Raw genomic sequence first — 20,619 nt, 5'->3', positions numbered from 1 at the left:
GCACGCCACGCGGCGCCGGGCAGGCGCACCGCGGGTGGGGCCAAAAGGGCAAAGTGTACTGTGCAGCACCCCGCGAAAGCGTAACGCCCCGTGCCTGAACGGATCAATGGCGGGGTTCATGGTGCCAGTGCGGCAGGCGGGCGCCGCAGTGCAGGCAGTACAGCGCCTCGGGCAGGTGGCCTTCGGTCAGGCATTCGTGGCAGGTGCGGGTGGTGGGCGCAGGGGTTGCAGACAGGCGCTGCGAGGTCATCTCGGCCGTCACGATACCCGTGGGCACAGCCAGCGTGCCCCAGCCCAGCAGCATCATCACCGAGGCGATGAAGCGCCCCAGGTCGGTTTTGGGCGTGATGTCGCCAAAGCCCACCGTGGTCATGGTGGTGATGGCCCAGTACACCGAGGTGGGAATGGTGGAAAAGCCGTTGGCCGGCCCCTCGACCACATACATCAGCGTGCCCATGACCAGCACGATCATCAGCACGCCGGTGATGAACACGATGATCTTGCGGGCGCTGGCCTGCAGGGCCCGGCCCAGGCCTCGGTACTCGGCCAGGTACGAGGTGAGCTTGAACACCCTGAAGACGCGCAGCAGGCGCAGCACGCGCACATCGATCAGCGCGTGCGCGCCCGGGAACAGCAGAGCCAGATAAGTGGGCAGCATGGCCAGCAGGTCCACCACGCCAAAAAAACTGGTGGCATAGCGCAAGGGCCGCCGGGTGCAGGCCAGGCGGGCCAGGTATTCGAGCGTGAACAGCGCCGTAAAGCACCACTCGGCCCAGGTGAACTGCTGGCGCCAGCGCTCGTGCAGCGCCGGCACGCTGTCGGCCACCACCACGGCAATGCTCAGCAGGATGGCGGCGATCAGCGTCATGTCGAACAGCCGCCCGGCGCGGGTGTCGGCCTCGAAAATGATGGTGTACAGGCGCAGGCGCCAGCCCTGCAGCGGGAGATCGGGGTCTGGGGAAACCTGGGGCATGGGGAGGCGGTGCGTCGGTAGATGGATTGAACGGGCGTGACGGCTGCCACTGTAGTACGTTGCCCATAATCGGCCCATGCCCCACAGCCGCAAGCCCCACCTCGACACCCTGGCCATCGCCCTTTTGCTGGCGTGCTGCATGTTCTGGGGCTTCCAGCAGGTGCTGGTCAAGGCCACGGTGGCCGAGGTGGCGCCGGTGTTCCAGGCCTTTGTGCGCTTCGCGCTGGCCACCGTCGCGGTGACGGCCTGGTGCCTGTGGCGCGGCGTTCGCCTGTCAATGGCCGCCGAGCCCGCCGGGGCCGCGCGCGCCGGGCTGCTGGCGGGGGCGCTGTTCGCGGGCGAGTTTGCCTGCATCTACCTGGGCCTGCAGTACACCACCGCCTCGCGGCTCACGGTGTTTTTGTACGCCTCGCCCTTCTGGGTGGCCCTGCTGCTGCCACGCTTCATTCCCGGCGAGCGCCTGCAGGGCTGGCAGTGGCTGGGCCTGGCCGCCGCGTTTGTCGGCGTGGGGCTGGCCCTGGGCGACGGGCTGCTGGGCCCCGCCAACGCCGCCCTGCCCCAGGCCTGGCTGGGCGACCTGTTGGGGCTGGCGGCGGGCCTGATGTGGGCGCTGACCACCGTGGTCATCCGCACCACGCCCCTGGCCCGCGTGGCCCCCGCCAAGCAGCTGCTCTACCAGGTGGGCGTGAGCGCCGTGGTGCTGCCGGCGCTGTCGCTGGGCCTGGGAGAGCCCTGGGTCTGGCAGTTCAGCACCTTCGCCTGGGGCTCACTGCTGGTGCAGGCGCTGGTGGGCGCGTTTGTGAGCTACCTGGCCTGGATGTGGATGCTGGCGCATTACCCGGCCACGAAGATCTCGGTGTTTGTGTTCCTCACGCCCGTGTTTGCGCTGCTGTTTGGTGCCTGGTGGCTGGGCGAGCCCGTCACCACCGGGCTGGTGGCCGCGCTGGTGCTGGTGGCCGCGGGCATCGTGCTGGTGAACCGGCGGCCTGCAGTCGCGTGATGGGCACGAATATTGGATTTGAAACTGCCCAGTGCATTAATGAATATTTGTTGCACTTGGACTTGAATCCGCCCTTCGATAAATAGCGCTTCAAGCTATTTTTTAATAGCAATTGCATAACCATCGGCGCACACTACCCTAGATGTGACAAGATGTCACCATTGGTACGATCCGTCAAAACACGATGTGCGCCCATAAAACCTGAGATTTCGCGACTGGACCGGCGCCAATGCGCGCATTTTTTTACAGGCGCACGCATCAAGCGCCCCATCCCATGCCCGACTACTTGCGCATTGCAGGAACCATGTACACACCCACCACCCACTTCCTGACGCCTCGCCCCACCGGTCTGCGCCGGCCATGACCGCCCGTTCCACGGACGTAACAGAGACCGCTGCGCTCGTGCCCCAATACTGTCGGCACTGCTGTGCGCAGCAGCCGTGCCCGGTGACCCGCATCCAGGGCGATCGAGTGGCCGAACTTCAACTCAAGGAACACAGCTTTCGCGCGGGCGATGTGCTGGAGGTGCAAGGATCAACCTCCACAGCCATACGCATCATCAAATCAGGTGCCACCCTGCTGCGCCGCGAGTCACGCTACGGCGACCACCAATCGATCGGCGTTTTCGGGCGCGGCACGGTAATAGGCAGCTTTGGACTGCTGGGCCGGCCGAATCCGGTCACACAAATCGGCATTCTGGACGGCCGGTATTGTGAGCTGCCTGCCGCAGCACTAAGGCGCAGCGGGCTGCTCGAAGACCCGGTTTTTCTGGGCCATCTGTCCGAGGCGATGGCACTTGCGATCGAGAGCCATTGCAACTGGTACCAACTGAGCAGCGGCGACAGCGTGGCGCGGCAACTGGCGGGCGCTCTGCTGCACCTGAGCGACCTTCAAAGCAGCCTGCGTGTGCGCCTTCCGAAACAGACCATCCTGGCCGACCTGCTGGGCACCACACGCGAGTCGATCACCCGGGCATTTGCGCGCCTCGAAAAAGAGGGCAACGTGAGCCGCCATGGCCGCTATTACTGCGACCTCAATGTGCCCCAACTGGCTCAGACCATCAAAGCGCCGAATCCACCACTGCCGCAATGAGCCACTGCGCACGCCGGCCAGGCGGGCGCTTTGCTGCGTGCCAGGTAGTGCCGCTTATTCTGCACAGAACAGGCAATTTCCGGTGACATGAATCACATCAGGTTCAGATACAGGGCAAACCGGTCGGATACCCTCTATCACCTGAAGTAACAACTTCACACAATGGTTTTTCAACTGCCGCTGCCGCTGCCGCGGCGCCATGCCAAGGCCCGATGGTTTCGCTTGATGCCAAGAATGTTCACCGAGCTTCTCTCCCATGAAAAACAATGGCCCCGTTACGCAGCGTGAGTACCCGGTAGGCGAGCACGAGACCTTGCTGTCTGCCACCGATCTGAAGGGGCGCATCACCTATGCCAACGACGCTTTCATCGCCTGCAGCGGCTTTGAGCGCGACGAACTGTATGGCAAGGCCCACAACCTGGTGCGGCACCCCGACATGCCGCCCGCAGCGTTTGATGACATGTGGAGCACCATCCAGAGCGGTCGCACCTGGACGGCATTGGTCAAGAACCGCCGCAAGGATGGCGACCACTACTGGGTGCGGGCCAACGCCGCGCCCATCCGCCAGCGGGGTGAAGTGACCGGCTACCTGTCGGTGCGCACCCGGCCCGACCGCGACAGCGTGGCCGCGCACGAAGAGGTCTACCGAGACATACGCACGGGAAGCCGCAAGGTCGGCCTGCGGCGTGGCCAGGTGGTGCGCAAGAGCCTGCTGGGCTGGTACACCCGCTGGCGCTTCGTTTCCCTGGCCACACGCATGCGCCTGGGGCTTGTGGCCTTGTGGTTAACGGGTGCTGCAGGCATGGTGTCGATGGGGGCGCAGGCGGCATCGCAATGGCCTGCGCTGGCGGGGTGGACGCTGGCCGTGCTGTTCAGCGGCTGGTGGCTGCGCACGGCGGTACACGGGCCGCTGCAACAGCTCATGGCGCAAGCGCAGGCGGTGGCCAGCGGCCAGCGCGCCGAGCCCTTGTTCCTGAACCGCTGCGACGAGATCGGCACCTTGATGCGCGGCATAGAGCAGGCATCGCTCAACCTGGTCGCGCTGGTGGGCGATATCCAGGGCAAGGTGGTGCGTGTGCGCAGCGGTGCGGACGATTTGCAGCAGGGCAATGAAAAACTGGCCCAGCGCACCCGCGAGGCCGCTGCCAGCGTCGAAGAAACAGCCGCCGCCAACGAACAGCTGGCCACCACCATCAGCAGCAACAGCGAGACCGCCGCACAGGCAGCGCAGATGGCGGCGCAGGCGGTTCGGGTGGCTTCGCAAAGTGCCGCCCTCGTGGCGCAGGCCCAGGAGAACATGCGCGGCGTCTCGGCATCGAGCCAGAAGGTGGCCGACATCACCAGCCTGATTGACTCCATTGCGTTTCAGACCAACATCCTCGCACTCAACGCTGCGGTCGAGGCGGCCCGCGCGGGCGAGCATGGCAAGGGTTTTGCGGTCGTGGCGTCGGAAGTGCGATCGCTGTCCATCAAAAGTGCGAACGCCGCCAAAGAAATCAGGCAACTCATCGACGCATCGACCGCGCAGATCGATGCGGGCAACCGCACCGTGACCTCGGCCGGCGACACGCTGACCAAAGCCGTGCAGGTCGTTGAGCGTGTGGCCGCCATGATGGAAAACATTCGCCTGGCCAGTAAGGAGCAGGCGCATGGCGTGGCCCAGATCAACCAGTCGCTCGTGCAACTGGAGCAAATGGCCCAACTCAATGCGGCACAGGTGGAGCACAACGCCCAACTGAGCCAGGTGCTGGGCGAGCAGGCCCAGCGCCTTGACGAGGCCGCGTCGGTGTTCCGGCAAGGGGTGTGAGATGGAGCAAACTTCCAACGAAGAAGCCCTCGCCCTGGCCGCACTGGAAGCCGCGCCGGACGGCATCCTGATCGTGGATGACACCGGCACCATCCTCAAGGCCAACCCGGCCACCGAGCTGCTGACCGGCTACAGCCCCGACGAACTGTCAGGCCAATCGGTCAGCGTGTTCCTGCCCCCGCACATGCGCAGCAAGCACAACCATCTGGTGAAGAGTTTTTTTCTGCACCCCGTTTCGCGGCCCATGGGCATGGTCAGTCAGCTGCAACTGCTGCGCAAGGACGGCCAGTCGGTGCCCATCGACATCGCCCTGGGGCACTGCACCATGGACGACCGCTCGGCAGCGGTGGTGTACATGCGCGACATGACCGAGGTAAAACGCATGCAGGAAGACATGCACTACCAAGCCACGCACGATGGGCTCACGGGGCTGGTGAACCGGTGGATGTTCCTGCAGCATTTCGAGCAGGCCATCCAGCGGGCACGGCGCAGTGGCCGGATGATGGCGCTCTTGCTGCTCGACCTCGACGAGTTCAAGGACATCAACGATTCCCACGGCCATGCTGCAGGCGACCAGGTGCTGATCGAGGTGGCGCGCAGGCTGCGCAGTGGCTTGCGCGCGGGCGATGTGATTGCCCGGCTGGGCGGTGACGAGTTCACGGTGCTGCTGCCCGATGTGCCATCGATGGACCATGTGCTCCAGGTCGCACAGAAGCTGCAGCGCAGCCTGTCGGCGCGCTGCCAGCTCAAGATGGGAGAAGTCAGCCTGGGCGCCAGCATCGGTATTACCGCTTTCCCCGAGGATGCACAGGACTCGGGCACGCTGATGCGCTTTGCCGACATGGCCATGTATGCGGCCAAGGCCCACGGACGGGGCATGCATGCCGTGTACCGGCCCGAAATGAGTGAAGCCCTGAGCCAGCGCAGCCAATTGCACGAACGGCTCAAGCGCGCCGTCGAAACACAGGCACTCGAACTGCACTACCAGCCCCAGGTGGATGTGAGCACGGGAAGCATCGTGGGCATGGAGGCGCTGCTGCGTTGGCACGATGCCGAACTGGGGACCGTGGCGCCCGATCGCTTCATTCCCGTCGCCGTATCCACCGGCCTGATCCACCCACTGGGCGACTGGGTGCTGGAGACCGCTTGCCGCCAGGCTGCCGAGTGGGATGACAACGGTACACCCATGCGCGTTTCGGTCAACCTGTCAGCACAGCAATTTCGCCAGGCACAGCTGCCAACAAGGCTGCAGCAATTACTCGACCTGCACGGCACACGCGCCGAGTTGATCGAACTGGAGATCACCGAGACCGAGGCCATGGCCGACCCCAAGACGGCGCACCAGGTGTTTGACCGGCTTTGCGCTTTGGGCTTCAGCATTGCGCTGGACGATTTTGGCACCGGCTACTCATCGCTGTCTTATCTGCGCCAGCTGCCGGTGTCGCGCCTGAAGATCGACCGCGAGTTCATCCGCCAGGTCACGCACAACGACCATGATGCCGTGCTGGTGCGCGCCGTGATCGCGATGGCCCACACCCTGGGCCTGCCGGTGGTGGCGGAAGGCGTGGAAGAAGCCGCGCAACTGGCGTTCCTGCGCAGCAATGGGTGCGAAAGCTACCAGGGCTGGTTGTTCGCCAAGGCCCTGCCAGCGGCGGATATTTCTCGCATGCTCGGCGGTCCCACCCGCCCGTCCGCATTGGAGCAGCGCTATTTTGCTTAGCAGTTATCGGGTTCGGAATTACCGCTAGCGCTTGATAAATAAGCGTTAACCACTCTCTTTTTAAGAGCAAAACCGCTACTACCGCCGCCCGCCCGATGCTCCGGGGGGCTTTGTGAATGTGAACCTAGAGCTTGGGAATACGGATGCGGCTGATCATCAGCGAGCCCGACAGCGCAAACAGCAGCACCAGCGGGTGCAGTGTGAAGCCGCCAATCAGCACCTTGCCAAACCACAGGTGCTCGCGCACGGCGCCCAAATAGCCGGCCAGGGCCAGCAGCCCCACGAGCACGATGGAGGTGGGGATAGGCGTGCCCTCGAAATATTTCACCTTGCCGTCGTCGCCGGAGAGCGTTTCGGCCGTGACGTTGTAGCGCGCCAGGCGCGAGACGCCGCAGGCCACAAAGTACGCCAGCACGATACGGTCATAAAGCCCCTGCATGCCGCAGCCATAGGCAATGATGGCGGGCGCCACGCCGAACGAGATCACGTCGGCCAGCGAGTCGAGCTCACGGCCCATGGCCGAGCTTTTCTGGCGCCAGCGGGCGATGCGCCCATCGAACACGTCAAAGATCAGCGCAGCCAGTACGAGGGCGCAGGCGAAGTAAATATGGAGCACATCGCTGGTCTCCAGGTACGACATCACCGAGAACAAGGCACCCACGCCGCAGACCGCGTTACCCAGCGTGAACCAGTCCGCCAGGTGGAACTCGCGGATCATCGAAAAGCGCTTGGGCGCTGGGGGTGGGGTCGGCATGGGCAGGTCTCCAGGGTGCGGCACATGGCGCGGGGGAAACCATTATGCGGCGCACCGACTGCCGGCCTGGCGTTGCGCGCCGCCGTCCTACATGCTCAGGCTGCGGTCGCCGCGCGCTGGCGGCCCATGGGGTTGTTGTGAGCCTGCTTCATGCGCACGGCGGCGGCTCTCGGCCGGCAGGCCGTAGCGACGGCCCCTTGCATGCAGGGCCGGCGCAGTATCTGGCCCTGCCCCTTGCCACTCAATCGAGCTTGATGCCCGTCGACTTCACCACCCCCGCCCAGCGCTGGAGTTCCTTGCCGATGTAGGTGCGATATTCCTCAGGCGTAGAACCCAGGGGCTCGGCGCCTTGGATGGCCAGCTTGGCGCGCACCTCGTCGCTCTGCAATGCCTTGTTGATCTCGGCGTTCAGGCGCTGCACCACCTCCGGGGGGGTTTTGGCCGGCACCATGACGCCCTGCCAGGCACCTGCTTCAAAGCCGGGCATCACGGTTTCTGCCAGCGTGGGCACGTTGGGGAAAAGGGACATGCGCTTGGCGGTGGTGACCGCCAGCAGCTTCAGGCGCTTGTCGTTCACGAAAGGCATGACCGAGTTGATGGTGTCCGTCATGAACTGGATCTGGCCTGCCACCAGGTCGACGTCTGCCGGGGCGCTGCCCCGATACGACACGTGCGTGGCCTCGATGCCAAGGTTCTTGGTGAACTGGAAAGCTGCCAGGTGGGTCACATTGCCATTACCCGCCGAGCCGTAAGAGAGCTTGTCCGGGTTGGCTCTGGCGTACTCCACAAACTCGCGCACGGTGTTGGCGGGAATGCTCGGGTGCACCACCAAGGCCAGCGGCACCACGGCGGTCAGGGCCACAGGCGCAAGGTCTTTCTGAACGTCGTAGCTCAGGTTCTTGTAGAGCGCGGGGCTCAAGGTGATGGACGAGGTGTTGTAGAGCACCGTGTAGCCGTCGCCCGCTGCCTTGGCGACCTGCGTGCCGCCGATGTTGCCGTTGGCCCCGGGCTTGTTGTCAACCACCACGGACTGGCCCATCTGCTCGGTCAGCTTCTGCGCCAGCACCCGCGCCACCTGGTCGGTGGGCCCACCCGGTGGAAAGGGCACCACCAGGGTGATCGGCTTGTTGGGGTAGCTTTGTTGCGCCTGTGCAAAGCCCATGGGCGCTAAGGCGGCCACACCAGCCGCGCTGCTGAGCAGGGCCAGGCACAAACGTCGCATCTTCTGCGGCCGCAACGAGGGGTGGGAATCGCTCTTCTTCATGGTGCTTGTCTCCTGGGTTGTCGTAATAAGTTGTCGTAGCAAGGGAAATGGGTTCACGCGCGCCCGGCGAGCAGCCGGGTGGCGGTGTAAGTCATCACCATCACCCCCTGGTGATTGAAGACGTCGATGCGCGAGGTCACGACGGCGCGGCCGCTCTTGGAAGTGGGGCGAATCTCTGTCACCTCCACCATCGCTTCGATGGTGTCGCCCACGCGCACGGGCGCCAGAATCTTCTGGTGCAGCTCCAGCATCGCCAGGCCCGTGCCCTGGATCATGGTCTGCAGGATGAAGCCCTCGATGAGCGCATAGGTCAGCGCCCCCGGCACGGGCCGCCCGGCCATGGCGCCGCCTTCGTAGCCGTCTTCGATGAAGATCGCCTCCAGCATGCCGGTCACGCCGATGAAGCTGACCAGATCCGTCTCGGTAACCGTGCGCCGGAAGGTGCGAAAGCGTTGCCCCACGCTCAGGTCCTGCCACACAAAACCTTGTCCAAGGCGCGGCAGAGTGCGGTCAACGCCCGCAGCGGCGGTATGGCGTTGGGGGGACACAGGGGTGTTCTGGCTCGTCATGGAAACGGTCCTTGTCAAGAAGCGGGGGCAATGGCTGCGCGGGTGCCCAGCAAGGCCTCGATCTGCGCATCGCTGAGCCCGGCCTGGGCCAGCAGCTCCTGGGTGTGTTCGCCCAGCCGGGGCGGCATGGTGATGGCTGCGCGCTGCCCGTCAAAACGCACCGGCACGCCCGGAAAGCGCAGCTCCCCGAGGGCCGGGTCGGCAATGGTTTCAAAGAATTCGGTGGCCACCAGGTGCGGGTCCTGCGGCAGGTCCTGCAACCGGGCCACGGGCGCTGCGGGGATCTCCAGCCGCTCGCACACCGCGATCCAGTGGGCCGTGGTGTGGCGCTCGGTAAAGCCCGACGCGAGTTCCAGCAGCTCGGCGATGTGCCGCGTGCGGCTGGCAATATCGACAAAACGCGCATCGCGCGCCAGTTCCGGGGCGCCCACTTCGGTGAAGAAGCGCTGCCAGTGTTGGTTGGTGTACGGCATCATCGCCACCGCCCCGTCGGCCGTGCGATAGGGTCGGCGCCAGGGGGCGAGCACCCGCGGATAGCCGGGTGCCGACAGCGGCGGCTCGAAGTGCTGGCCGTAGTAGTGCTCGACCAGGTTGAAGCCCACCATGGACTCGAACATGGGGATTTCCACAAACGCGCCTTCGCCCGTGCGCTCGCGCTGCCACAGCGCCGCCAGGATGGCATGCGCGGCCACATGGGCGCAGGTCTTGTCGGCGGCAATGGTGGGCAGGTAGCGCATTTCGCCGCCCTGCCGTTCCATCAGGTCGGCCAGCCCCGACATGCCCTGGATCACGTCGTCATAGGCCGGTTTGCCCGCATAGGGGCCCGGCAAAAAGCCCACCAGGCTGGCGTACACCAGGCGCGGGAAACGCTGGCGCAGCGCCTCGGGCGCAAGGCCCAGGGCCGCCAGCTTTTGCGGCCGCATGCTGTGCATCAGCACATCCGCCGTGGCGATCAGGGCAATCAGCGCCTCTTGGGCGTCGGCCTGCTTGAGGTCCAGCGCCACGCTTTTTTTGCTGCGGTTGGAGCCGAGGAACATGGCCGCCATGCCCGCCTCTTTCGAGGGGCCGGTATGGCGTGTCGAGTCGCCCTCGGGCGGCTCGATCTTGATCACCTCGGCCCCATAGTCGGCCAGTATCTGGCTGGCCAGGGGGCCAAAAATCACGCTGGACAGGTCCAGTATGCGCAGGCCTTGCAGCGGCTTCATGGTGGGAACTCCGGGAACGCGTGGGTGGGCTGGGCCGGGCCGATGCGATCTCTGTTTATTGGAACTTCGGCGTGCGCTTTTCAATGAAGGCGGTCACCGCTTCACGGTGGTCGGCCGTCTTGTGGGCGATGGCCTGGTAGCCCGCCGAAATCTCCAGCAGCGAGGCCAGCGAGGCGCTTTGCCCTTCGCGCAGCAGGCGCTTGGTCATGCGCATCACGGCGCCGGGGTTGGCGGCGATCTTGGCGGCCAAGGCCCGGGCGGTGGGCAGCAACTGGTCGGCAGCCACCACGCGCGACACCAGGCCGCAGGCCAGCGCTTCCTGTGCGCTGATGGCCTCGCCGGTGAACGCCATCTCGGACGCCTTGGCCATGCCCACGGCGCGCGGCAGCAGCCAGGCGCCGCCGTCACCGGGCACGATGCCCACGCGCACAAAACTCTCGGCAAAGGTGGCCGTCTCGCTGGCGATGCGGATATCGCACATGCAGGTCAGATCCAGCCCCGCGCCGATGGCCGGGCCGTTGATGGCGCAGATCACGGGCACGTCAAGCTGGACCAGCGCATTGGGAATCTGCTGGATGCCCTGGCGGTATTCCTCGCGGATCAGGTCGGGCGTGAGCGCGTCATCAAAGAAGCGCTTCATGTCCTTGACGTTGCCGCCCGAGCTGAAGATGGGCCCGGCGCCCGTGATGATCAGCACCTTCACGCTGGCGTCCTTGCGCACGTCATCGCACAGCTGCACAAATTCCTGCACCGCCGTGTTGCCGGTGAGCGCATTGCGCGTTTCGGGCTGGTTCATGGTGGCGGTGAGAATGCCACCGTCGCGTTCGATGGTCAGAAAGGCCATGGGATGTCTCCGTTATTAAAAAATGAGCTGCCAGCGCTTGATTTACAAGGATTTCAGATGGATTTCAACGTGAAACCCACTCATATCAAGCGCTAGCCGCTATGGTTTTCAAAGCACCGCGTCCACATCGGTGATGCGGCGCACGATGTCCAGGCTCATGCCCGGGTGGTCCAGCAGGGCCTCGCCTGCCACGCCGTACCAGTAGGCTTCGCTGCCTGCGGTCTGGCGCCAGGCGTGCAGGCGGCGTGTGAACAGCTGCAGGTCGTATTCCTCGGTGAAGCCGATCGCGCCGTGGATGGCGTGCGCCAGCTCGGCCACCACCAGCGCCGCCTCGCTGCAACGCGCCTTGGCCGTGGCCACGCGCAGGCGGTCGGGCAACACGCCCGCACCGCTGCAGCCCAGCTGCGCGGCCATGCGCGCGGCAAACACGTGCTCGCTCATCACCGCCAGCTGGTGCTGGATGGCCTGGAACTTGCCGATGGGGCGGCCAAACTGCTGGCGCTCATTGGCGTACTGCAGGCTGCGCTGAAAAACGCTGCTGAGCGCGCCCGCCATTTGTGCGGCCACCACGGCGGCCTGCAGGGTGCGGGCGTCGAGCGCGCCATTGACTTCGACTGCGGGGGCAGCCTGCACCTGCGCGGCTGTCCAGGTCAGTGCGGCATCCAGCGCCAGGGCCTGGGCGGCGCCCTGTGCGTCCCCAGTGCCCAGCAAGCGCCATTCCGTGCCCGTCTGCACCAGCACCGCGCCAGCCACCTGGCCACTGCGCACCAGCGCGCAGCGCAGCCCGCCATCGGCCAGGCGCTCGCCGCGTGCCAGCGTGATGCTGCCTGCCGGACGCGCCACGCCGGCCCGCGCCAGCAGCGCACGCGCCACCATGGTTTCGCCCAGCGGCAAAGGCAGCGCATGGGCGCCACATTGCTCCAGCACGCCGAACACCTGGCCCAGCCCCAGGCCGGCGCCGCCGTCGTCTTCGCTCAGCAGGGCATCGGCCAGGCCGGTGGCTTCGAGTTGTTCCCACAAGGCCGTCGTGGCCTCGGCGGTGCGGCCACCCGCTTCAATGGCGCGCACCACGTGGGGGGTGCACTGGTCTGCCAGCACATCGCGGGCGGCATCGGCAAACAGGTCGTTGTTCATGCTCATGTCAGTTGTCCAATACGTTGTATGTGCCGCTGCAGCCCTTGATGTGGGCGCCGCCCCAGCCAGGGGCGCCGAGCCAGGGCCGCCCCGCAGCGAGGGCGCCGTCCCCCTCCCGCGCAGCGAGAGAGGGGGAAGACGCGCAGCGGCTCAGGGGGTGTTGTTTCATCGCAAGCCGAGGCCGCGGGCGATCATGCCGCGCAGGATGTCGCGCGTGCCGCCGCGCAGCGAGAACGAGGGCGAGGCCTCGGTCACATACTTGAGCGTCTGCAGCAGCTCGACCGGCACGTCTTCGGCATCGCGCGAAAACAGGTCTTCGGCAATCGCGGCGGGGATCATCTGTTCCAGCGTGGTGCCCAGCTCCTTGACCAGTGCGGCCTCGACAATGGGGCTGGCGCCCTGGGTGAGCTTTTCCTGCACCGACACCGACATGGCGCGCAGCGGCGCGAGCTGGGTGAGCACCTTGCCCGCCAGTTGCCGGGCCGAATCGGTGCGGCCCTCGGGCGTGCGCACGTACTGAAGCCACTGGTCGAACAGCACGATGCTGGAGTACAGGCGTTCGGGCCCGCTGCGCTCGAAGGCGAGTTCGGCGGTGACCTGCTCCCAGCCCTGGCCTTCGGCACCGATTAAGGCGTCCGCGCCGAGCTGCACGTTGTCGAAGAACACCTCGCAGAAATGGCTGTCGCCCGAGAGGTCTTCAATCGGGCGCACGGTGACGCCGGGCAGCGACAGGTCCACGATGACCTGCGACAGGCCCTTGTGGCGGTCTTCGGGGGTGCCCGAGGTGCGCACCAGCGCAATCATGTACTGGCAGTGGTGGGCGTTGGTGGTCCAGATCTTCTGGCCGTTGAGCACAAAGCCCTGGTCATTGGGCGTGGCGCGCGTCTTCACGCTGGCCAGGTCCGAGCCCGAGTTGGGCTCGCTCATGCCGATGCAAAAAAACGCCTCGCCACGGCACACGCGCGGTATGTAGAACTGCTTTTGGGCCTCGGTGCCGAATTTCAGGATCAGCGGCGCGCTCTGGCGGTCGGCGATCCAGTGCGAGCCCACGGGCGCGCCAAAGTTGAGGAATTCCTCGACCAGCACATAGCGCGTGAAGGCGCTGCGCCCGCCGCCGCCATATTCCTGGGGCAGGGTGACGCCAAGCCAGCCCTTGGCGGCCAGCCGGCGGCTGAACTCGGTGCTGTAGCCGCTCCAGGAACGCGCGCGGATGTGCGCGGGAATGTCGCGGGTGGCCTCGGCCAGAAAGGCACGCACTTCGGCGCGGAGGGCTTCGTCCTGCGCAGGGATGCGCGTGAGCGTGAGTGAATCCAGGGTACTCATCCCAATACTCCGTTGTTTCTATAGGTTTGCAGCGCCTCGGCCGTGAGGCCCAGGTGGCGGGTCAGCACCTCGTCGGTGTGCTGGCCCAGCTGCGGGGGGGTGTAGCGGTAGGTGACCGGTGTGTCCGACAGGCGAATCGGGCTGGCGACCAGGGGCACCTTGCCCGCTTGCGGGTGCTGCATGGCTATCTGCAGGCCACGGGCCTTGACCTGCGGGTCTTCGAACACGTCGCGCACGGTGTTGATGGGGCCACAGGGCACGGCGTGCTGCTCGAGCAGCGCGATCCAGTCGCGTGTGCTGCGCGTGGCGGTGACGGCGCGGATGCGCTCCACCAGCTCGGTGCGGTGGGCCAGGCGCGCCGCGTTGCGCGTGAAGCGCTCGTCCTGCGCCCAGTCCGGCTCGCCGATGGCATGGCAAAAGCGCGCGAACTGGCCGTCGTTGCCAATGGCCAGGATCATGTGGCCGTCGGCGGTCGGAAAGTCCTGGTAGGGCACGGTGTTGGGGTGTGCGTTGCCCATGCGCTGCGGCACCTTGTCGCCATACAGAAAGTTCATGCCCTGGTTGGCCAGGCAGGCCACGCCCACGTCGAGCAGCGCCAGATCGATGTGCTGGCCCCGGCCCGTGTGCGCGCGCGCCTGCAGGGCGGCCAGGATGGCCGTGCTGGCATACAGGCCGGTGAGGATGTTGGTGAGCGCCACCCCCACCTTCATGGGGCCGCCGCCGGGCTCGCCGTCGGCGCGGCCGGTGATGCTCATGAGCCCGCCCATGCCCTGGATCAGAAAGTCATAGCCTGCGCGCTGCGCATAGGGCCCGTCCTGGCCGAAGCCGGTGACCGAGCAATACACCAGGCGCGGGTTGAGCGCGCTCAAGGCTGCGAAATCCAACCCGTACTGCGCGAGGCCGCCGGTCTTGAAGTTCTCGATGAGCACGTCGCACTGCGCCGCAAGCTGGCGCACGATCTGCTGGCCCTCGGGCCGCGTGAAATCCACCGTCACCGACTGCTTGTTGCGGTTGGCGCACATGTAATAGGCCGACTCGCCCGTGGACTGGCCCTGTGGGTCGGTCACATAGGGCGGCCCCCAGGCGCGTGTGTCGTCGCCCGAGCCCGGGCGCTCGACCTTGATCACCTCGGCGCCCAGGTCGCCCAGGGTCTGGCCGGCCCACGGCCCTGCGAGCACGCGGGAGAGATCCAGCACCTTCACATGCTGGAGCGCTCCTGGCGGCATGGCGGCCCTTTCGCTCATTGCTGCGGCACCTTGGCCTGGTGCACGATGCGCTTCCACAGCGCGATCTCGTTCTTCTGGAACTCGTGCATCTGCGCGGGGCCGCCGGTCATGGGCGTGGCGCCAATGCGCTCGTAGAAGGCGCGGGTTTCGTCCGTTCTAGAGATCGCCGTGAACAGCTCCGCCAGCTTGGCCGTTTCGGCCGCAGGCGTCTTGGCGCTCACCATCGCGCCGACCCAGGTGTAAGCCTCGAACCCGGGCAGGCCGGCCTCGCTGGCGGTGGGCACGTCGGGCGACGAGGCCACGCGCTTGTCGGCCGCCACCGCGAGCACCTTCACGCGGCCACCCTTGGCCAGCTCCTGCACGGCCGTCACCTCGGCAAAGGCATAGTCCACCGTGCCGGAAGCCACGGCCGTCATGGTCTCGCCTGCGCCCTTGAACGGCACATGCACGGTCTGCACCTTGGCCGCGTCGTTGAGCAGCTCACCCATGAGCTGGTAACCCGCCGAGCCCGCGCCGAAGTTGACCTTGCCGGGGTTGGCCCTGGCGTAGGCCAGCAAGCCCTTGAGGTCCTGGTACGGCGCCTGCGGGGTAACGGTGAGCATGGCGGGCGAGCGCATCATCATCGTCAACGGTGCGAAATCCTTGACCGGGTCGTAGGGCAGCTCCTTGAACAGCGCGGCATTCACGGCGAGCGTGGAGTTGCTGCCGATGAACACGGTGTAGCCGTCGGCGGGCGCCGTCAGCACCTGCTTGACGGCGATGAACCCGTTGGCGCCCGGCTTGTTCTCGACCACCACGGACTGGCCCGTGATGTCCTGGAGCTTGCGCGCGAAATAGCGTGCAGAGGTGTCGGTGCCGCTGCCGGGCCCGAAGGGGACGACGAACTTGATGGTCTTCGATGGGAAGGCCTGCGCCTGGGCGACGGGCGCGAGTGTGGCGGCGCCCAGCGAAATCAGGGTGGCGCCGCCGAGGGCGCCCAGAATGGTTCTGCGCTTGTGCATCGGAATTTGTCTCCTGGAATGGGTGGCAGGTTTGCCGGGCCCTCCATGGGGCCTTGGCTCGCACTCTAGCCAGCAGGACTAGTGCCGTCTAATATTAAGAATTGAAAAGCCAATACCGTTTGGATATCGCATGAACCTGCGCCAGTTGCGCCAATTCGTCACGCTCGCAGAAACGGGCAACTTCCACCGCGCGGCCGAGCTGCTGCACATGGCGCAACCGCCGTTGTCGGTGTCCATCCGCAAGCTCGAAGAAGAAATGGGCGAGGCGCTGTTCGAGCGCCGCTCCACGGGCGTCGTCCTCACCCCGGTGGGTGAGGCCATGCTGGCGGACGCACGGCTCACGCTGTTCCACGCCGAGCAATGCCGCCAAGCCGTGATGGATGCGCGCCAGGGCCAGGGCGGGCTGCTGCGCATGGGCATCATCGGCTCGGCGACCTATGCGCTGCTGCCCGAGCTGATTCCCTCGCTGCGCGAGCGTTTTCCCAAGATTGAGCTCGAACTGACCGAAGCCACCTCGTCCGAGATCCTCGATGGTCTGGTCTCGCGCCGCTTTGATGTGGGTTTTGTACGCTACCCCGTGCTGCACCCGGCACCGTTCGAGCTGCTGCCCATGGACCGCGACGACTTCGTCCTCGCCGTCTCGGAGCGCAGCCCGCTCGCGGCGCAGGATGCCATCGCGCTGTCCGAGGCGGCCCACGAGCCCTTCATCATGTACCCGCGGGACAAGGTGCCCAGCCTCTCGGCCCTGGCGCTGATGCGCTGCCAGCTCTCAGGTTTCACGCCGCATGTGGCCCAGGAGGCCATGCAGGTGCAGACCATCATGAGCCTGGTGGCCTCGGGCCTGGGCGTGGGGCTGGTCGCCGGCGTGGCGCGGCTGGTGATGCCGCGCGGCGTGAAATGCCTGGCACTGACCGACAAGCCGCCGGGGTTTCATGTGGGCATTGCGCTGGCGCGGCTGCAGGGCAACACCAGCCGGCTCGTGGAACGTTTCACCGAGCACGCCCTGCGTTTTTCCACGGCGCCCGATGTAGCGCCGTCGCCCACAGCGCAGCCGCCGGCCAGCTGACGGCCTGCTCACGCAACACCAGCGCGCCACCCCGCAGCAGGCGCTGCGTTCAGCCGGCGGCAGCGGCCGGCACCGCACGGCGCGCGGCAAAGTCCACGTACCAGCCCAGGCACCCCGGATTGGCCATCGCATCCTTGTTGACCACCTTCTCGATGGGCTGGCCCAGCAGCAGCTTCTTGACGGGCAGCTCCTGCTTCTTGCCGCTCAGCGTGCGCGGCACCTCGGCCACGGCAAAGATGTCGTCGGGCACAAAGCGTGGGCTCAATGCGGTGCGCACGGCGCCGTTGATGCGCGCGCGCAGGGCGTCGTCCAGCGCGTAGCCGGGGCGCAGCACCACGAACAGCGGCATGTAGCTCTCGCGGCCCAGGTATTCCAGGTCGACCACCAGGCTGTCGAGCACTTCGGGCAGGGATTCGACCGCGCTGTAGATCTCGCTCGTGCCCATGCGCAGGCCGTGGCGGTTGATGGTGGCGTCGCTGCGGCCATAGATGATGCAGCCACCGTGGGCGCCGATCTTGAGCCAGTCGCCATGGCGCCATACGGCGCCCATGCTGGCGGGGCCATCGCCGCCGCCGGGCTGGCGGCCATGGCCGGGCGGGTACATGTCGAAGTAGCTCGACAGGTAGCGACTGCCGTCCTTGTCGCCCCACAGGTAGAGCGGCATCGACGGTATCGGCTGCGTGCAGACCAGCTCGCCCACCGCGTCGGTCACCGGCAGGCCCTCGGCGTTCCACGATTGCACGGCGGCGCCGAGCATGCGGCATTGCATTTCGCCGGGCACCTGCGGCAGCTCGCGGTGGCCGCCGAGGAAGGCGCCGCAAAAATCGGTTCCGCCGGATATGTTGTTCCACCAGATGTCGTGCGTGCCCAGCGCTTCATACTGCGCCGTGCCCCAGGCCTGGACTTCGGGCGAGAGAGGCGAGCCGGTGGTGCCCAGCGCGCGGATGCGCGAGAGGTCGCCGAGATCTTTCAGCACCAGCCCGGCCTTCATGCAGTTGGCATAAAAGGCCGCGCCGGCGCCGAAGTAGGTCACGCCGGTCTCAACGGCAAAGCGCCAGAGCCGGCCCCAGTCGGGGTGTTCCTTGCTCCCGCCGGGGTTGCCGTCGAAGATCACGCAGGTGGTGCCCGCCAGCAGCCCGCCGACCTGGGCGTTCCACATCACCCAGCCGGTGGAGCTGTACCAGTGGTAGCGCTCGCCCAGGCTGTTGGGCGCGTAGCTGCAGCCAATGTCGTTGTGCAGCGCGCCCAGTTGCATCTGCACCAGCACCATGCCGCCGTGGCCGTGCACGATGGGCTTGGGCAGCCCCGTGGTGCCACTCGAATAGACCACCCAGAGCGGGTGGTCGAACGGCAGCCACAGCGGTTCGAAAGCCGCGGTTTCTGCATCATTTTGGGCTGTAGCGCTTGTCCAGCAAGCGCAACCAGCTACTGAAACAGTAGCATCCAGATTACCCAGCAGCAGCGTGTGCTGCACGCTCGGCAGGGCCGCGCGCAGCTCGGCCAGCACGGCCAGGCGGTCGTGGTCGCGGCCGCCGTAGGTCACGCCGTCCACGGCGATCAGCACCTTGGGCTCGATCTGGCGGAAGCGGTCGAGCACGGCATGCGTGCCCATGTCGGGGGCGCAGATGCTCCACACGCCGCCAATGCTCACCGTGGCCAGAAAGGCGACCACGGCCTCGGGCACGTTGGGCAGGTAGGCGGCCACGCGGTCGCCGGGCTGCACGCCCTGGGCCTGGAGGTGCAGCGCCAGCGACGCCACCTGGCGGCGCAGTTCGGGCCAGCGCAGCTCGCGGTGCTGGCGCCTTTCGTTGCTGCTGACGATGGCCGGCAGGCCAGCGGCGTCGGCCGCATCGGCATGGCGCAGCACCTGCCGCGCGTAGTTGACCTGCGCGCCAGGAAACCACTGCGCATCGGGCATGGTGTTTTTGGCCAGCACGGCGCTGTGCGGCGTGGGCGACTGCAGGTCGAAATAGTCCCAGATGCTTTGCCAGAAGGCGTCGAGGTCGGTCACGGACCAGCGCCACAGAGCGTCGTAGTCGGCAAACTGCAAGCCGCGCTGCTCGCGCAGCCAGTTCTGATACAGGCGAATCTGGGGAACGTAGGGAACAGTCATGGCGGCAAGCGTAGAACGCCCTGGTCGCTTGGCGCCACGGGGTTTTACCGCGTGCCCAGTCGCTGGCGTGACAGCCCAAGCGCCGCCCCAGCAGCGCCGGGACGGCGCGCAAATCCCCTACCATGCGCGTCATCAATTCACAACGGAGAAATATCCATGGGCTTCATGACCTGGAGGGAGAAAAGCGCCGACGCGCTGCAGCAGGGCGGCGTGATCGCGCCCGACGAACGCCTGCCTTGGCCGCAAACGGCCGTGATGGGCGTGCAGCACGTGATTGCGATGTTTGGCGCCACGGTGCTGGCGCCCATCCTGATGGGGTTCGACCCCAATCTGGCCATTTTGATGAGCGGCATCGGCACGCTGATCTTCTTTCTGGTCACCGGCGGCAAGGTGCCCAGCTACCTGGGGTCGAGCTTTGCCTTCATCGGCGTGGTGATTGCGGCCACGTCCTATGCCGGCAAGGGGCCCAACGCCAACATCGGACTGGCGCTGGGCGGCATCATCGCCTGCGGCGCGTTGTATACGCTGGTGGGCTTCATCGTGCAGGTGGTGGGCACGGGCTGGATCGAGCGCTTCATGCCGCCCGTGGTCACGGGCTCGGTGGTGGCGGTAATCGGCCTGAACCTGGCGGGCATCCCCATCAAGAACATGGCGGCCAGCAACTTTGACAGCTGGATGCAGGTGGTGACGTTTGTCAGCGTGGGCCTGGTGGCCGTGCTCACGCGCGGCATGGTGCAGCGCCTCTTAATTCTGGTGGGCCTGGTCGTGGCCAGCGTTATATATGCCGTGCTGACCAACGGCCTGGGCATGGGCAAGCCGCTCGACCTGTCGGCCGTGCTGGCGGCGCCCTGGGTGGGCATGCCGGGCTTTTCGGCGCCGGTGTTCAGCGCGCCGGCCATGCTGCTGATTGCTCCGGTGGTCATCATTCTGGTGGCCGAGAACCTGGGCCACATCAAGGCCGTCACAGCCATGACCGGCAAGAACCTGGACCAGTACATGGGCCGCGCCTTCATTGGTGACGGCATTGCCACCATGGTCAGCGGCAGCGCCGGCGGCACCGGGGTGACCACGTATGCCGAGAACATCGGCGTGATGGCGGCCACCAAGATCTATTCCACCGCCGTGTTCCTGGTGGCGGCGCTGATCGCCATCGTGCTGGGCTTCTCGCCCAAATTCGGTGCCGTGATCCAGGCCATTCCGCTGCCGGTGATGGGCGGGGTGTCCATCGTGGTGTTCGGCCTGATCGCCGTGGCCGGCGCCAAGATCTGGGTGGACAACAAGGTCGATTTTTCGCAGAACAAGAACCTCATCGTGGCCGCCATCACGCTCATCCTGGGCACGGGCGACTTCACGCTGAAGTTTGGCCAGTTTGCGCTGGGCGGCATCGGCACCGCCACGTTTGGCGCCATCCTGCTGTACGCGCTGCTCAACCGCAAGGGCTGACGGCACCCGGCCGGCGCCACGGGTAAACCCTTAGTGCCTGGGGCGGCCCGGCTAAAATCAACGGTTTGCCTGGCGCGCAGTGCGC

17 protein-coding genes are annotated in these 20,619 nt (G+C 66.2%); 6 read left to right on the top strand and 11 right to left on the bottom strand.

The features are described 5' to 3' along the window. Positions 1-103 precede the first annotated feature (103 nt). A complete protein-coding gene (locus CBP34_RS00395) occupies positions 104-973 on the bottom strand; it encodes an ion transporter (protein WP_094096969.1) in 870 nt (289 codons plus the stop codon). Positions 974-1,049: 76 nt separating this feature from the next. Between CBP34_RS00395 and CBP34_RS00390 the strand changes: the two genes are divergently transcribed. The 4 genes from CBP34_RS00390 to CBP34_RS00375 all read left to right on the top strand — a co-directional run bounded on the left by CBP34_RS00390 (position 1,050) and on the right by CBP34_RS00375 (position 6,592). Then, positions 1,050-1,973: a DMT family transporter gene (locus CBP34_RS00390; protein ID WP_094096968.1), complete on the top strand. Its 924-nt coding sequence runs from the start codon at positions 1,050-1,052 to the stop codon at positions 1,971-1,973. Between the two features lie 360 nt (positions 1,974-2,333). Continuing rightward, positions 2,334-3,065, top strand: a complete 732-nt coding sequence (locus CBP34_RS00385; RefSeq protein ID WP_094096967.1) for a Crp/Fnr family transcriptional regulator — start codon at positions 2,334-2,336, stop codon at positions 3,063-3,065. A gap of 256 nt (positions 3,066-3,321) precedes the next feature. After that, positions 3,322-4,872, top strand: a complete 1,551-nt coding sequence (locus CBP34_RS00380; RefSeq protein ID WP_094096966.1) for a methyl-accepting chemotaxis protein — start codon at positions 3,322-3,324, stop codon at positions 4,870-4,872. Between the two features lies 1 nt (position 4,873). Further along, complete coding sequence (locus tag CBP34_RS00375; RefSeq protein WP_094096965.1) at positions 4,874-6,592, top strand: putative bifunctional diguanylate cyclase/phosphodiesterase; 1,719 nt, start codon at positions 4,874-4,876, stop codon at positions 6,590-6,592. A 124-nt stretch (positions 6,593-6,716) separates the two neighbouring features. On the opposite strand, the gene pssA is transcribed toward CBP34_RS00375, so the two are convergent. The 9 genes from pssA to CBP34_RS00330 form a co-directional block, all read right to left on the bottom strand. Next, a complete protein-coding gene (gene pssA / locus CBP34_RS00370; RefSeq protein WP_086926174.1) occupies positions 6,717-7,346 on the bottom strand; it encodes a CDP-diacylglycerol--serine O-phosphatidyltransferase in 630 nt (209 codons plus the stop codon). A 241-nt stretch (positions 7,347-7,587) separates the two neighbouring features. After that, on the bottom strand, positions 7,588-8,568 hold the full coding sequence (locus CBP34_RS00365) for a Bug family tripartite tricarboxylate transporter substrate binding protein (protein WP_418134729.1): 981 nt from the start codon (positions 8,566-8,568) through the stop codon (positions 7,588-7,590). A 95-nt stretch (positions 8,569-8,663) separates the two neighbouring features. Then, positions 8,664-9,179 (bottom strand): MaoC family dehydratase, encoded by a 516-nt coding sequence (locus tag CBP34_RS00360; RefSeq protein WP_236748474.1) that lies wholly within the window; start codon positions 9,177-9,179, stop codon positions 8,664-8,666. Positions 9,180-9,193: 14 nt separating this feature from the next. Continuing rightward, the gene (locus CBP34_RS00355) at positions 9,194-10,384 is read right to left on the bottom strand and encodes a CaiB/BaiF CoA transferase family protein (protein ID WP_094096964.1); all 1,191 of its coding nucleotides are present in this window, start codon (positions 10,382-10,384) and stop codon (positions 9,194-9,196) included. A gap of 55 nt (positions 10,385-10,439) precedes the next feature. Continuing rightward, positions 10,440-11,228 carry a crotonase/enoyl-CoA hydratase family protein gene (locus CBP34_RS00350; protein WP_094096963.1) on the bottom strand — a complete coding sequence of 263 codons (789 nt, stop codon included), beginning with the start codon at positions 11,226-11,228 and terminating at the stop codon, positions 10,440-10,442. A gap of 108 nt (positions 11,229-11,336) precedes the next feature. Then, positions 11,337-12,362: an acyl-CoA dehydrogenase family protein gene (locus CBP34_RS00345; protein ID WP_094098985.1), complete on the bottom strand. Its 1,026-nt coding sequence runs from the start codon at positions 12,360-12,362 to the stop codon at positions 11,337-11,339. A gap of 165 nt (positions 12,363-12,527) precedes the next feature. Beyond that, positions 12,528-13,685: an acyl-CoA dehydrogenase family protein gene (locus CBP34_RS00340; RefSeq protein WP_094096962.1), complete on the bottom strand. Its 1,158-nt coding sequence runs from the start codon at positions 13,683-13,685 to the stop codon at positions 12,528-12,530. Continuing rightward, complete coding sequence (locus CBP34_RS00335; protein WP_094096961.1) at positions 13,682-14,929, bottom strand: CaiB/BaiF CoA transferase family protein; 1,248 nt, start codon at positions 14,927-14,929, stop codon at positions 13,682-13,684. Before CBP34_RS00335 ends, CBP34_RS00340 begins: the two co-directional genes overlap by 4 nt. Next, complete coding sequence (locus CBP34_RS00330; protein WP_208616355.1) at positions 14,926-15,912, bottom strand: Bug family tripartite tricarboxylate transporter substrate binding protein; 987 nt, start codon at positions 15,910-15,912, stop codon at positions 14,926-14,928. The genes CBP34_RS00335 and CBP34_RS00330 overlap by 4 nt, the downstream gene beginning before the upstream one ends. Before the next feature lie 130 nt (positions 15,913-16,042). Between CBP34_RS00330 and CBP34_RS00325 the strand changes: the two genes are divergently transcribed. Continuing rightward, positions 16,043-16,978, top strand: a complete 936-nt coding sequence (locus tag CBP34_RS00325) for a LysR family transcriptional regulator (RefSeq protein ID WP_094096959.1) — start codon at positions 16,043-16,045, stop codon at positions 16,976-16,978. 49 nt (positions 16,979-17,027) lie between these two features. Here the strand turns inward: CBP34_RS00325 and CBP34_RS00320 are convergent, their stop codons facing one another. Further along, entirely contained in the window at positions 17,028-19,091 is a 2,064-nt protein-coding gene (locus tag CBP34_RS00320; RefSeq protein WP_094096958.1) for an acetoacetate--CoA ligase, read from the bottom strand. 156 nt (positions 19,092-19,247) lie between these two features. Here CBP34_RS00320 and CBP34_RS00315 point away from each other — a divergent pair, with 156 nt between their 5' ends. Beyond that, a complete protein-coding gene (locus CBP34_RS00315; RefSeq protein WP_094096957.1) occupies positions 19,248-20,534 on the top strand; it encodes a solute carrier family 23 protein in 1,287 nt (428 codons plus the stop codon). Positions 20,535-20,619: the final 85 nt, after the last annotated feature.

The organism is Acidovorax carolinensis, assembly GCF_002157145.1.
Lineage (GTDB): Bacteria > Pseudomonadota > Gammaproteobacteria > Burkholderiales > Burkholderiaceae_C > Acidovorax > Acidovorax carolinensis.
The sequence above is the reverse complement of the archived record's forward strand: the minus strand, read 5'-3'. Positions and strand labels throughout refer to the sequence as shown.

Bases quoted from the DNA above. Each gene is read 5' to 3' on its own strand.
- CBP34_RS00395 (WP_094096969.1), bottom strand. From the start codon at position 973: ATGCCCCAGGTTTCCCCAGACCCCGATCTCCCGCTGCAGGGCTGGCGC.
- CBP34_RS00390 (WP_094096968.1), top strand. From the start codon at position 1,050: ATGCCCCACAGCCGCAAGCCCCACCTCGACACCCTGGCCATCGCCCTT.
- CBP34_RS00385 (WP_094096967.1), top strand. From the start codon at position 2,334: ATGACCGCCCGTTCCACGGACGTAACAGAGACCGCTGCGCTCGTGCCC.
- CBP34_RS00380 (WP_094096966.1), top strand. From the start codon at position 3,322: ATGAAAAACAATGGCCCCGTTACGCAGCGTGAGTACCCGGTAGGCGAG.
- CBP34_RS00375 (WP_094096965.1), top strand. From the start codon at position 4,874: ATGGAGCAAACTTCCAACGAAGAAGCCCTCGCCCTGGCCGCACTGGAA.
- pssA (WP_086926174.1), bottom strand. From the start codon at position 7,346: ATGCCGACCCCACCCCCAGCGCCCAAGCGCTTTTCGATGATCCGCGAG.
- CBP34_RS00365 (WP_418134729.1), bottom strand. From the start codon at position 8,568: ATGCGACGTTTGTGCCTGGCCCTGCTCAGCAGCGCGGCTGGTGTGGCC.
- CBP34_RS00360 (WP_236748474.1), bottom strand. From the start codon at position 9,179: ATGACGAGCCAGAACACCCCTGTGTCCCCCCAACGCCATACCGCCGCT.
- CBP34_RS00355 (WP_094096964.1), bottom strand. From the start codon at position 10,384: ATGAAGCCGCTGCAAGGCCTGCGCATACTGGACCTGTCCAGCGTGATT.
- CBP34_RS00350 (WP_094096963.1), bottom strand. From the start codon at position 11,228: ATGGCCTTTCTGACCATCGAACGCGACGGTGGCATTCTCACCGCCACC.
- CBP34_RS00345 (WP_094098985.1), bottom strand. From the start codon at position 12,362: ATGAACAACGACCTGTTTGCCGATGCCGCCCGCGATGTGCTGGCAGAC.
- CBP34_RS00340 (WP_094096962.1), bottom strand. From the start codon at position 13,685: ATGAGTACCCTGGATTCACTCACGCTCACGCGCATCCCTGCGCAGGAC.
- CBP34_RS00335 (WP_094096961.1), bottom strand. From the start codon at position 14,929: ATGAGCGAAAGGGCCGCCATGCCGCCAGGAGCGCTCCAGCATGTGAAG.
- CBP34_RS00330 (WP_208616355.1), bottom strand. From the start codon at position 15,912: ATGCACAAGCGCAGAACCATTCTGGGCGCCCTCGGCGGCGCCACCCTG.
- CBP34_RS00325 (WP_094096959.1), top strand. From the start codon at position 16,043: ATGAACCTGCGCCAGTTGCGCCAATTCGTCACGCTCGCAGAAACGGGC.
- CBP34_RS00320 (WP_094096958.1), bottom strand. From the start codon at position 19,091: ATGACTGTTCCCTACGTTCCCCAGATTCGCCTGTATCAGAACTGGCTG.
- CBP34_RS00315 (WP_094096957.1), top strand. From the start codon at position 19,248: ATGGGCTTCATGACCTGGAGGGAGAAAAGCGCCGACGCGCTGCAGCAG.